Annotated in this window: 9 protein-coding genes; all 9 read left to right on the top strand. The window is 36.8% G+C overall.

All coding sequences use genetic code 11. From position 1 onward, the window contains the following. Positions 1 to 199: 199 nt before the first annotated feature. The 9 genes from ACFO3P_RS12330 (at position 200) to ACFO3P_RS12290 (ending at position 12,891) form a co-directional block, all read left to right on the top strand. A complete protein-coding gene (locus ACFO3P_RS12330; RefSeq protein WP_289584665.1) occupies positions 200 to 1,810 on the top strand; it encodes a xylulokinase in 1,611 nt (536 codons plus the stop codon). A 22-nt stretch (positions 1,811 to 1,832) separates the two neighbouring features. Further along, positions 1,833 to 2,528 carry an L-ribulose-5-phosphate 4-epimerase gene (locus ACFO3P_RS12325; protein WP_256705549.1) on the top strand — a complete coding sequence of 232 codons (696 nt, stop codon included), beginning with the start codon at positions 1,833 to 1,835 and terminating at the stop codon, positions 2,526 to 2,528. Between the two features lie 40 nt (positions 2,529 to 2,568). Continuing rightward, on the top strand, positions 2,569 to 3,993 hold the full coding sequence (araA, locus tag ACFO3P_RS12320) for an L-arabinose isomerase (RefSeq protein WP_193062509.1): 1,425 nt from the start codon (positions 2,569 to 2,571) through the stop codon (positions 3,991 to 3,993). 233 nt (positions 3,994 to 4,226) lie between these two features. Beyond that, the gene (locus ACFO3P_RS12315) at positions 4,227 to 5,609 is read left to right on the top strand and encodes an MFS transporter (RefSeq protein WP_256705551.1); all 1,383 of its coding nucleotides are present in this window, start codon (positions 4,227 to 4,229) and stop codon (positions 5,607 to 5,609) included. Positions 5,610 to 5,799: 190 nt separating this feature from the next. Beyond that, a complete protein-coding gene (locus ACFO3P_RS12310; RefSeq protein ID WP_256705552.1) occupies positions 5,800 to 7,785 on the top strand; it encodes a glycoside hydrolase family 127 protein in 1,986 nt (661 codons plus the stop codon). 220 nt (positions 7,786 to 8,005) lie between these two features. Then, positions 8,006 to 8,875, top strand: a complete 870-nt coding sequence (locus tag ACFO3P_RS12305; protein ID WP_256705553.1) for an AraC family transcriptional regulator — start codon at positions 8,006 to 8,008, stop codon at positions 8,873 to 8,875. Positions 8,876 to 9,112: 237 nt separating this feature from the next. Further along, positions 9,113 to 10,600: an alpha-glucosidase/alpha-galactosidase gene (gene melA / locus ACFO3P_RS12300; protein WP_256705554.1), complete on the top strand. Its 1,488-nt coding sequence runs from the start codon at positions 9,113 to 9,115 to the stop codon at positions 10,598 to 10,600. A gap of 16 nt (positions 10,601 to 10,616) precedes the next feature. Next, a complete protein-coding gene (locus ACFO3P_RS12295) occupies positions 10,617 to 11,888 on the top strand; it encodes an ABC transporter substrate-binding protein (RefSeq protein WP_256705555.1) in 1,272 nt (423 codons plus the stop codon). A gap of 112 nt (positions 11,889 to 12,000) precedes the next feature. Further along, positions 12,001 to 12,891 carry a carbohydrate ABC transporter permease gene (locus ACFO3P_RS12290; RefSeq protein WP_193062519.1) on the top strand — a complete coding sequence of 297 codons (891 nt, stop codon included), beginning with the start codon at positions 12,001 to 12,003 and terminating at the stop codon, positions 12,889 to 12,891. Position 12,892 lies beyond the last annotated feature (1 nt).

Raw genomic sequence — 12,892 nt, 5'->3', positions numbered from 1 at the left:
AACATGAAACGAGCTATATAAGGGCATTATTTAAATTTATTCACATTATTATATATAATTCAATTTTATTTGTACGTATATTTATTTTTAATGTTGACATTTGTACGTACTGAAAATATAATATAATTAATAAATAGAAAGCGTTTTATATTACAAAGTGTGTTGAAAGCGCTCTCTGGGAGGAGGGGAGGAAAATAGTATGAAAATAGGTAGAGAATTTATTAAACAAATAATTGAGGGAGGTGATACTTCTCTCGGAATTGAATTCGGTTCAACACGTATTAAAGCAGTATTAATCGGTAAAAATTTTGAAACCATCGCAACTGGAAGTCATCAATGGGAAAATCGCTTAAAAAATGGATTTTGGACGTACAATTTGCCAGATATTATTACCGGGATGCAAACAGCTTATGAAAATATGAGAAAAAAAGTGGAGCAAGACTATGATATTACAATTGAAACTGTCGGTTCAATCGGTATTTCGGCAATGATGCATGGATATATGGCTTTTGATGCAGCTGGTGATTTACTTGTTCCATTTCGTACGTGGAGGAATGCAACAACAGGTACTTCAGCGAAAATATTAACGGATCAATTTCAATTTAATATCCCTGAAAGATGGAGTATTGCGCATCTTTATCAAGGAATATTAGACGAAGAGAAGCACCTTGCCCACATAGATTATATGACAACCTTATCGGGTTACATTCATTGGTTATTAACGGGGAGAAAAGCAATCGGAGTTGGAGATGCATCAGGTATGTTTCCAGTGAATGAATCAACGGGAGATTATAATGAAGCAATGCTTGCGAAATTTGATGAACTAATTTCGAAAAAAGCATACGTTTGGAAGTTAAAAGATATTCTTCCTGAAGTATATACAGCTGGTGACCAAGCTGGGGGATTAACGGAAGCTGGTGCAAAAATTCTCGATAAATCACAAAATCTGCAGTCTGGAATTCCTTTTTGTCCTCCGGAAGGTGATGCTGGAACTGGAATGGTCGCTACGAATAGTGTAAGAAAACGTACAGGGAATATCTCTGTGGGTACTTCCGTTTTTGCCATGATTGTATTAGAAAAGTCACTTTCAAAAGTGTATCCGGAAATTGATTTGGTAACTACACCAGCTGGTGCTCCTGTTGCAATGGTTCATACGAATAATGGCTCAAGTGATCTCGATGCATGGATTAGCTTATTTCAAGAATTTTATGAAGCGATGGGGCAAAAAGCTGAAACTCAAAAGATATTTGAAATCATGTTGAATAAAGCGCTAGCAGCAGACGCAGATGGCGGCGGGTTGCTCAGCTATGGATATTTATCGGGAGAGAACATTACAGGTCTTGAAAAAGGACGGCCACTGTTTATCCGATCATCAGAAAGCAATTTCAATTTAGCTAATTTTATGCGTACACATCTACTTACAGCATTTGGTGCTTTGAAAATAGGAATGGATACATTGACACAAAAAGAAAAAATAGAAATTGACAGCTTATTAGCTCATGGCGGTTTATTTAAGACTCCTGTTGTTGGACAGAAAATTATCGCTGGAGCAATGAATGTACCTGTTTCTGTTATGGAAACAGCTGGAGAAGGAGGAGCATGGGGAATGGCACTTCTTGCTGCTTATATGAAACATAAGACTTCAACAGAGAGCTTAGAAGATTTTCTAGATGAAAAAGTATTCACAGACGTGGAAGAACAGGAAATACATCCTGAAGAATCGGACGTTAAAGGATTTGAGATATTTATGGAACGATATAAGAAAGGGTTAGTTATTGAACAGGCAGCAGTTGACAATTTGACTTCATAAGTGAAGTACAGGAGGAGTTAATGTGTTAGAGCAATTAAAAGAAGAAGTGTTTCAAGCCAACCTGGAATTACCTAAACATGGACTCGTTAAATTCACATGGGGAAATGCCAGTGCAGTCGATAGAGAAAACGGTTTATTTGTTATCAAACCGAGTGGTCTTGATTATGAAGCGATGAAAGCCAGCGATATGGTTGTTGTTGATTTAGACGGTAATGTTGTTGAAGGAGATTTAAATCCATCCTCAGATATGTTGACTCATGCAGTACTTTATAAGCATTTCCCACAAATCGGCGGTGTTGTACATACGCATTCAACTTGGGCAACCATCTGGGCGCAAGCAGGGCTGGATGTCCCTGCAATGGGGACAACGCATGCAGACACATTTTACGGTTCTGTACCCTGTGCTCGTACTTTGACACAAGAAGAGATTGATCGAGGTTATGAAGCAGAAACTGGTCACGTAATTGTCGAAACGTTTAAAGAACGCAAATTAGATGCTTTGGAAATTCCCGGTGTTTTACTTCATGGACATGGCCCGTTTACTTGGGGAGAAGATGTAAAAACTGCAGTAACAAACAGTGTCGTATTAGATGAAATTTCAAAACTAAATTTATTTACACGAGAGCTAAATCATTTTGCTCAAGAATTACCACAGCGCATTTTAGATAAGCACTATCTGCGAAAGCATGGAGAAAATGCGTATTATGGACAAAATTAATACTTGATATTATTTATTAAATAAGGAAAAGAGGATTTATATGTCAACAATTGAAAAAAAAGAGTTTTGGTTTGTTGTAGGTTCACAACAATTATATGGGGAAGAAGCATTAGCGGAAGTTAAGAAGCATGCGCAAAGGATGACTAATGAATTAAATGAAAGCGGCATCTTACCATGTCCCATCGTATTACAAGATTTAGCGGTCAGCGCAGATAAAATCACAGCAATGATGAAGGAAGCCAACTATCGTGATGAAGTTGCCGGGATCATCACATGGATGCATACATTTTCTCCTGCGAAAATGTGGATTCATGGTATGAAGTTATTACAAAAACCATTACTTCATTTAGCAACACAATTCAATGAAAGTATTCCTTGGGAAACGATTGATATGGACTTTATGGATTTAAATCAATCTGCTCATGGAGATCGCGAATACGGCTTTATCAATGCTCGTTTAAATAAGCAGAATAAAGTTATTGTAGGGCACTGGAAACGTTCAGAAACGCAAAAACAAATTGCCGATTGGATGAATGTAGCCGTTGCTTTTAATGAAAGCTTCAACATTAAAGTTGCCCGCTTTGGTGACAACATGCGTAATGTTGCAGTAACAGAAGGAGATAAGGTTGAAGCACAGATTCAATTTGGATGGACTGTTGATTATTTTGGGATTGGAGACCTTGTTCAATATGTGAACAAGGTGAAGGATGAAGAAATTGCCGCTTTAATAGCAGAGTATGCAGATCTTTATGAGTTTGAGTATGGCGCTTATAGTAAGGAAGATTGGGAAGCGAGTGTTAAGGTGCAAGCAAGCTATGAAATCGCGATTAAACGTTTTCTTGATGATGGCGGATATAATGCTTTCACTACGAATTTCGAAGATTTATATGGTATGAAACAGCTCCCTGGTCTTGCGGTTCAACGTTTGATGGCAAAAGGATATGGTTTTGCCGGTGAAGGAGATTGGAAAACAGCTGCTCTTGACCGTTTATTAAAGGTAATGAGTAATAACCAATCGACTGGATTTATGGAAGATTACACATATGAATTAGCTGCGGGTAAAGAATCTGTTCTGCAATCACATATGTTGGAAGTAGATCCTACGTTAGCTGGTAATAAGCCTAAAATCATTGTTTCTCCTTTAGGACCTGGCAATAAAGAAGATCCAGCCCGTTTAGTGTTTGATGGGAAAGCAGGGGATGGCGTAGTTGTTTCAATGGCGGATTTTGGTACGCATTACAAACTTTTAATTAATGAAGTTTCTATGTTTGAGCCTGAATTTCCAGCACCAAAACTTCCGGTAGCGCGTGTGCTTTGGAACATTAAGCCGAATTTCCATGATGGGGTAAAAGCTTGGATTGAGAATGGCGGCGGGCATCATACCGTTGTTTCATTAAATTTAACAACAGAACAAATTGTAAACTATGCGAAGCTTGTTGATTTAGAATATGTCATTATTAAATAATACTTTTATTCCCCGAGGAAGCTTAGCTTCTTTGGGGAGTACAAAAAAAGCATCGTCAGTAAACTTCTAAAAACATTAACCAGTAGTGAGCATAATAAAAAATACTAATAATATCTAGAAGGAAAAGCTTATGACAATATCAACATACATAACACTGGTTAAATAATAGTTTCTATGTTAATTCAAGAATTCAAACTAGAGAGAGAAAATTATTTAAGAAAAGGAGAATAAGTATGGAAGCGGAAAAAAGTATAGAGACTACACAAGCAGAAGAAAACCGAACTACAGATAAGTTACCATTATCTGAGAAGATAAGTTATTCATTTACTGATTTAGCTGGTAACATGCTATATGTCACTATCACAACTTATATCATGTATTTTTATACAGATGTTTTTGGAATCTCCGTGGCTGCTGCAGGATTGATTTTACTGATTGCACGGGTTGTTGATGCAATTAGTGCTCCAGTTTGGGGAATCATTATTGACCATACGCAAACAAAGTGGGGGCAAAGTCGGCCATACTTTCTTTGGTTAGCAATTCCATTTGGTGTTGCTACAGTGTTGGCGTTCTTATCGCCAACTTTACCAGACACAGGGAAATATTGGTATGCTGCTATAACGTACATTTTAGCTGCAGGAATCATATATACCGGAATCCAAACACCGATAAATTCAATTTTGCCTAATTTGACTAAAGACTCGAACGAAAGAGTCGCGGCCAATACATTTCGAATGATTGGCGGAAACGTAGGTGCGTTTATTGCAGGTAGCGCTGTATTACCATTAGTAGGTCTAGTGGGGCAAGGAAATGACAGAATTGGATTCCCTTTAGCTATAGGTATTCTAGCGATTTTGGCGATTTTTTTACTTTTATTTGCTTTTAAAAATTTAAAGGAAAGACATACGAATAATACAGAACCAATACCGCTAAAAAAAAGTATTCGTGCAACATATCGTAACTGGCCGTGGTTCCTTTTAATTGGTTCGTTCATTCTTTTCTGGATTGCGCAGACAAGTCGTATTAGTATGTCTGTATACTATGCTCAATACAATCTTGGAAATGCTAATTTAGCTGCAATATTTAATGGATTAACCATATTAGGAATGTTAGGAACCTTGCTAACACCATTTCTTGTCAAAATTGCAAATAAACATATGACAATGATTATTGGTTTTCTAATTGGTATTGCAGGACAAACCTTAATGGCATTTTTTGAACATAGTATACCTCTTATAATGATAAGCTGGGTCATTGCAATATTCGGCTTTGCTATTGCGATTGCCATGCCATTTGCTATGCTGGCAGATACGGTTGACTATGGAGAGTGGAAAAATGGTGTGAGAGCCACAGGATTTTTAACTGCTATCGGGGGAGCATTCTGTATTCAATTAGGATCTGGTTTTGGCAGTTTTATTCCATCCCTTATTATGGAAGCGTCTGGATTTGTAGCGAACCAAGCTCAAAGTGCAGCTTCACTGAGTGCAATTAAATTTTCATTTATTTGGCTGCCAGTAATTATAAGTATTATTGCTATAATTCCTATGATTTTCTATAGACGTTTTGAAAAACAAGAATCCAAAATAAAAAAGGATTTACAAGAGAGACACCAATGAAATGACTAAGAAGATTAGAAGAAATCAATTAAACCAATATTATACTATTAGGTATATGAAAGCGGATTCGTATGATACCACATTTCAAAGAAGGTGATAAGCTTACTATTTGTCTCATTAAAAAAATTGAAGAAAGCGTAAATAGGATAAAGTTTAAGTATATGAAAATAAAAGTAGAGGAGAATGTACCGTGACAAAAAATATTAAATCAAATGCAATGCAATTGGAGAAGGTAGAAGTTACTTCACCGTTTTGGAAGCGATATCGTGATTTGGTTGCTGAGATAGTTATACCTTATCAATATGAAACGCTAAGCGATGAAAATGATGTGGAAATAGCAAATGATGCCTTTACAGATGAACGATTTTACGATGATGACTTAAAAAGCCATGCAATAGAGAATCTAAAAATAGCTGCTGGACTTTCAAAAGGAAAAAAGCATCAAGGAATGAATTTCCAAGATACAGATGTTTATAAATGGTTAGAAGCGGCTGCTTATACGCTGGAATACTTTCCGGATGAAGAGATGCAAAAGAAAACGGATGAGATTGTGGATTTAATTGCTCAAGCACAAGAGGAAGACGGATATTTATCAACGCTTTTTCAAATCGATATGCCTGAACGAAAATTCAAGCGGTTAGATCAATCGCACGAACTTTATTCAATGGGTCATTATATTGAAGCAGGAGTTGCTTATTATGAAGTTACTGATAATCATACTGCTTTAGAAATCGCGAAAAAAATGGCAGATCATCTTTATGAAATTTTTGGATATGGAGAAAATCAAATTCCTGGATATGATGGACATCCAGAAATCGAATTGGCTTTGATGCGTTTATGGGAAATTACCAAAGATGATAGATACTTGGAATTAACTAATTTCTTTATTAGAGAACGTGGAGAGGACCCGGAATTTTTTGATAAGCAAAATGTGGTTGATGGTATCGACAATGCCTTTTGGCCAGAATTAAAGGAATTTGGAACACGTTATTACTTTTCTGATAAACCAGTAACGTGCCAACATGATGCACATGGTCATGCTGTTCGTTGTGTTTATTTCTGTGCCGGTTTAGCTCATTTAGCCCGTATTACCGGAGAAAAAGATTTACAAGATGCAGCAGATCGTTTATGGAAAAACATTACTCAAAAGCAGATGTATATTACAGGAAATGTTGGTCAAACAAAATCTGGTGAAGCCTTTACTTTTGATTACGATTTGCCAAACGATACGATTTATGGAGAGACTTGTGCTTCTGTGGCTATGACGTTTTTTGCTAGACAAATGTTAGCGGGAGAATTTAAATCAGAATATGCAGATGTCATTGAAAAGGAATTATTTAATGGAGCATTAAGCGGGATGTCTCTGGATGGTACGCATTATTTCTATGTTAATCCATTAGAAGCGGATCCTAAATCAAGTGTATTGGATCCAAACAAAAAACATGTATTAACACGTCGCCAAGCCTGGTTCGGTACAGCTTGTTGCCCAGCCAATATTGCCCGGCTGGTAGCTTCAGTTGATCGATATTTATACGAAGTAAAAGACGATGTAATTTTAGCTCATCAATATATTGCAAATTCTACTCAATTTAGCAACAATATTAAAATTGAACAAGACAGCAATCTTCCATGGAATGGCGAAGTAACGTTTACTATTAGTAATCCAGAAAAATCTCAATTTCGTTTTGCAATACGTATTCCAAATTGGAGTAAAGATCATTTTGAAATAATTGTAAACGACAAAAAAGTAAAAGTATCTGATGAGGAAGGTATTGTATATTTCAATATTGAAGACGCAGAAACAACCATTGAGCTCACTCTTGATATGCAAGTTCATATTGTTAGAGCAAATCGACAAGTAAAAGAAAACATCAACAAAGTTGCGCTTCAAAGTGGCCCAGTTGTTTATTGTGCTGAAGAAACCGATAACCAATCTAAATTGTTTGATTATCAACTCGAAGTAAACCCGGAATTTACAGTGGCATATCATCCTGATTTATTGGGCGGTGTTAATGTTATTACGACTAGAGATGTAACCAGATTACAAAATACAGTCGATGATTTGTATACCTTTGATACCAAACCAAAAGGTGAGAAAAGTAAACTGACAATGATACCATACTACGCTTGGGCAAATCGCGATGAAGGGGAAATGACAGTTTGGCTGCATGAATAAATGGGTTACAACACATTGTTTAAATAAACTGGGAAACATAAAGTAGCTTTATGTTTCCCAGTTTATTCAGATATCCCTTATAAGAAACAAAGTGTGAAATGGTTATATATTTTATCAAATTTGATATACAAGAGGTTACGTTATTTTTCAATCTTTGGTTTTGGTATGGAAGCTTTAATATACCCAGCAATACGAATAAGTTTCTAAGGGAGGTAAAGGGATGAAAGAGAACACTTTTCCTGAAGCTGTCTATTATTATTTTAAAGAATGGCAAGAGTATAATATGGAAATACATAAACACAAAGCAATCGAGATTATGTACGTCATTAAGGGGAAGTGTACGATAGAAATAAACAATACAAAGGTCGAGTTACGAAAACAACAGTATATTTTTATCTATGGGAATGTGCCGCATCGGCTAATTGTTGAAAAAAAGAACCCTTGCAGAATGCTTAATGTAGAATTCGAATGGAAAGAAAACATGAAGCATTTTACTTCCATCCATAATCTAATGCATCATGACCAGAGTCTTAAAGAGATGCTTACTGCCTCCGAAGATTATTTCATTTTGAAGGACAGTGGACATATCTATGGTCACCTCAGTTCTTTGGTGCTGGAGCTGGATTTGCAGAATTCCGATAATAGATTGCAGATTGATATTTTATTTATTCAATTATTGCTTAGTGTAGCCAAAAGCCGTAAAGAACAAATGCAGCAAATCGGTCAATCAAATGAATGGATTATCCATCAAGTATTAACTTATATCCATGAGAATTATGATTACGAGATCAGAACCTGTGACTTAGCGAATCTTGTCCACCTGCATCCTAGCTATTTGCATCGTATTTTCAAAAAAATGATGAAAATAACAATCAACGAATACCTTACAAAAGTAAGAATGGAAAAAGCTAAAATGTTGCTCACTAAAACGGATATACCTGTAACAGAAATCGCGAACTATGTCGGAATCAATACGAGCCAATATTTCAGTAATTTGTTTAAAATTTATACAACATTTACACCTTCCCAGTATCGTAAAGAAGGACAGAATTTTATAGGAGAGGATAATAAACTGGAAAGTCACGGTTGATATTTCAGATCAACTTGATTTTGTACCCGCGAAGGTATGAATCAAGTTTTTTTGTGTTGATATGCAGCATGCATTCCGTTATTGTCTTCATTTCTTGCTTTCATAGAAATTTCCTGAAGACCCAATTAATAAAAGTTAGGATTTTATACATGAATATTTATGGTAGTCACTATATTGAAAGCGATTCCAAATATTCGATGTTATAGTTTGTTTATCAGGTTGCGAGGAGGACTAACAATGACTTTTAAAATTGGATTTATTGGTGCAGGTAGTATTGGTTTTACTAGAGGATTGCTAAGGGATATTTTATCTGTTCCTGAATTTAACAACATAGAAGTAGCTTTTACAGATATCAATCAGAAGAACTTGGATATGGTCACACAGCTATGTCAACGAGATATAGATGAAAATGGATTATCTATACAAATTGAAGCAACTACAAATAGACGTGAAGCTTTAAAAGATGCGAAATACATTTTCAACGTTGTTCGCATTGGCGGGTTAGAAGCTTTTAAACATGACATTGAAATTCCCTTAAAATACGGTGTTGATCAATGTGTTGGAGATACATTATGTGCTGGCGGGATTATGTATGGACAGCGTGGTATAGCGGAGATGTTAGAAATTTGTAAAGACATACGTGAAGTTGCGGATAACGATTGTCTCTTACTTAATTATGCTAACCCGATGGCTATGCTCACTTGGGCATGTAATACATACGGCGGTGTTCATACCATTGGACTATGTCACGGTGTACAGAATGGACATAAACAAATCGCAGAAGTGCTAGGCCGGAATAAAGAGGATGTTGATATCATTTGTGCTGGTATTAACCATCAGACATGGTATATCCAAGTGAATACAGATGGTGAGGACCGTACCGGAGATTTATTAGAGGCTTTTGAACAACATCCCGAATACCGTGAAGAAGAAAAGGTACGCATCGATATGCTTCGCCGTTTTGGTTATTTCAGTACGGAATCTAATGGTCATTTAAGCGAGTACCTGCCTTGGTATCGTAAGCGTCCAGAAGAAATAAATCAATGGATTGATTTAAGTAATTGGATTAATGGAGAAACCGGTGGCTATTTACGAGTTTGTACAGAAGGCCGGAATTGGTTTGAAACAGATTTTCCGAATTGGCTAAAGGAACCGGCATTTGAATACAAAGAAGAAAATCGCGGTCAGGAACATGGTTCCTATATTTTGGAAGGGTTAGAAACAGGGCGAACCTACCGCGGTCATTTTAATTATATTAATCAGGGTGTAATCTCTAATTTACCAGATGATGCTGTTATTGAAGCACCTGGTTATGTCGACCGTAATGGTATCAGTATACCTGTTGTAGGTGATTTACCTCTTGGTCCAGCGGCTGTTTGTAATGCCAGCATTTCTGTTCAGCGGCTGGCAGTAGAAGCAGCGGTTCATGGCGATGACTACTTATTAAGACAAGCTATGATGATAGATCCATTAGTTGGAGCAGTTTGTAATCCAAAAGAAATTTGGCAAATGACAGATGAGCTTCTAGTAGCACAGGAAAAGTGGCTGCCACAGTACCAGGGTGCTTCCCAAGCTGCTAAAGAACGGTTGGAAAATGAAGAACGTATACCGACAAAAGACTATCAAGGGGCAGCAAGATTAAAAACAAAGACAGTCGAAGAGATGGCGCAGAATCGGGAAGAAGCGGTCAAAAATGCTGGTGAAGCAGATAAAGGTAACTTTTAAAAAAGGGGGCAAAAACATGAAAAAAATGATGTTTGTAACTCTAATGTGCTTGGTCGTATTATTTGGATGTTCATCAAGTGATAGTGCTGAGGGAGAAAATGATGGTCAAACAACACTTGAGATTTGGTGGAATGTGGATGAGGCAGAAGATCGCAGTGGATATTATGATGCGATAGAGAGATATCAAGAATTAAATCCCGATATTAATATTAATGTGCAGGTTCTTCCCTATGAGCAGCTGAATCAGAAGATAACCACTTCAGCTGCTAATGGAAATCCACCGGATATTGCTCAAGGGTTGCAAGAGTGGATGGCAGATTTTAATTCTATGGGCATTTTATATCCACTAACAGATTTTGTTGACGAGTGGGAGGATAAAGATAACGTCCCACAACCTGTTTGGGATAGTGTCACAATTAGTGAAGAAGTAGTCGCTTTTCCAAGTTATATCGGAACAAGAGCACAGATGTACCATGAAGATATCTTAAATGAAGCAGGGGTAGAACCACCTGAAACCTGGGATGATTTATTTACCGTCGGAAAGCAGTTAAATGATGCTGGGGTTGAAAATCCTTTTGGTATCAGTGCAACATCTGCCCGTGCTCCACAAGAGTTAATTGTTTTCTTATGGTCTAATGGTCTGGAGGTTGTAGAAGAAACAGGAGAGGGCATGTTTAGAAATACTTGGACAGACAATGAAGATCAACTGGCAAAAGCAACAGAAGTTTTCCAATTATATAAAGACATGCTTGATCAAGGAGTCATTTCACAAAATCAAACAAGCTGGGGCTATCAAGAATTAGATCAGAATTTCGCTCAAGGCAGTGTAGCAATTACTCAAAATGGACCTTGGCTTCAAGAATATGAAAGCGAACAGCCTGAAGGGATGGCGGATGTAGCTTTGTCCGGTGTTCCGCCTTATAAAGAAACCCCTTCTACGTTTTTAGAAGTAGCTCAATGGTATGTATTTGAAGATTCTGAGCAGAAAGAAGCTGCTTTAGACTTTATTGAGTGGATGGGCTCTGAAGAAGGACAGAGCATTTATGCAAAAGGAAACCGAACGATTCGTAATGATATGGAATTAGAAGGTGAATGGAATACTGTTTTCACAGATATTGCAGAACACGGTAAATCTTGGCCGCCTGTTCCAATGGGAGGGATCACTAATGCAATGACAGATTCTCTGCAAAAAGTATTATTAGGGGAATCCACTCCAGAAGAAACAGCTATTTGGTTATCTGATCAAATTAACCAATCTCTTGCCAGTAATAACTTACTAGATGAATAAATAAAAGATACAATTCAGTTGATTATTCAGCAAATCACGGTGTGGAAAATGATTGCACCTGGAAAAATTAACTGGATTGTAGTATTTCCCCTTAAATAAAGGAGTTGCTGATATGATCAGATTTTTTAAAAAGCACGCAATAGCTTATATTTTTATGCTTCCAGCTGTTGTATTTTTAGTGTTGCTGCTTTTAGTACCGATTATTCGAGTATTCATTAATAGTCTCTATAACGCTAACTTATTGAATCCTGAAAGTGATGTATTTATTGGTCTGGAGAATTTTAAGAATGTTATTCAGGATCCGTTATTTTGGACTTATGCTGAAAATAGCATGGTTTATACGATAGGTTCTGTAGCAGGTGAGTTTATTGTAGGTTTAGGTATTGCTCTTTTGTTAAATCAGAAAATAAAGGGAAGAGCCTTCTTTCGTGGAGTGATGATTATTCCATGGGTCGTCCCAATTGTAGTTGCAGGGATGACATGGCGATGGATGCTAAATCCGGATTACGGAATTATTAATGTATTGTTAGTAAATATGGGAATTATCGATCAAAGTATCAATTGGCTGGGAAATGAATCAACAGCAATGTTTTCTGTTATCTGGATCAATATATGGAGGAGTTTTCCTTTTTACGCGATTTCATTTTTAGCTGTTCTTCAAACAATCAATAAAAGTGAATTAGAAGCCGCTGAACTTGATGGTGCTAATATGTTTAAACGATTTTGGTATATTACGTTACCTAAGCTGAAGGGGATTTCCAGTATATTGATTGTACTGCATTTAATTTGGACATTTAACAATTTTGATTTTATCTGGATATTAACAGAAGGCGGTCCCTTGAATGCAACAGAGACATTAGCGATTGCTACGTATAAGGAAGCCTTTATGACGTATCATTACGGTACAGCTTCAGCGATTTCCGTACTAATGGTTGCGATATTGATTGCTATGATGGCGTTGTATTTCTGGATACAAAAAAGACAAGGGGCAAAGGAGGGTTAAT

The sequence above is a fragment of the Oceanobacillus aidingensis genome (assembly GCF_042654105.1).
In the GTDB taxonomy this organism is placed as follows: Bacteria; Bacillota; Bacilli; order Bacillales; family Amphibacillaceae; genus Oceanobacillus; species Oceanobacillus oncorhynchi.
This window is presented reverse-complemented; position numbering and strand designations above follow the sequence as displayed.

What these genes read in the sequence shown, in the direction of transcription:
- ACFO3P_RS12330 (WP_289584665.1), top strand. Translation starts at nt 200, where the DNA reads ATGAAAATAGGTAGAGAATTTATTAAACAAATAATTGAGGGAGGTGAT.
- araA (WP_193062509.1), top strand. Translation starts at nt 2,569, where the DNA reads ATGTCAACAATTGAAAAAAAAGAGTTTTGGTTTGTTGTAGGTTCACAA.
- ACFO3P_RS12315 (WP_256705551.1), top strand. Translation starts at nt 4,227, where the DNA reads ATGGAAGCGGAAAAAAGTATAGAGACTACACAAGCAGAAGAAAACCGA.
- ACFO3P_RS12305 (WP_256705553.1), top strand. Translation starts at nt 8,006, where the DNA reads ATGAAAGAGAACACTTTTCCTGAAGCTGTCTATTATTATTTTAAAGAA.
- melA (WP_256705554.1), top strand. Translation starts at nt 9,113, where the DNA reads ATGACTTTTAAAATTGGATTTATTGGTGCAGGTAGTATTGGTTTTACT.
- ACFO3P_RS12295 (WP_256705555.1), top strand. Translation starts at nt 10,617, where the DNA reads ATGAAAAAAATGATGTTTGTAACTCTAATGTGCTTGGTCGTATTATTT.
- ACFO3P_RS12290 (WP_193062519.1), top strand. Translation starts at nt 12,001, where the DNA reads ATGATCAGATTTTTTAAAAAGCACGCAATAGCTTATATTTTTATGCTT.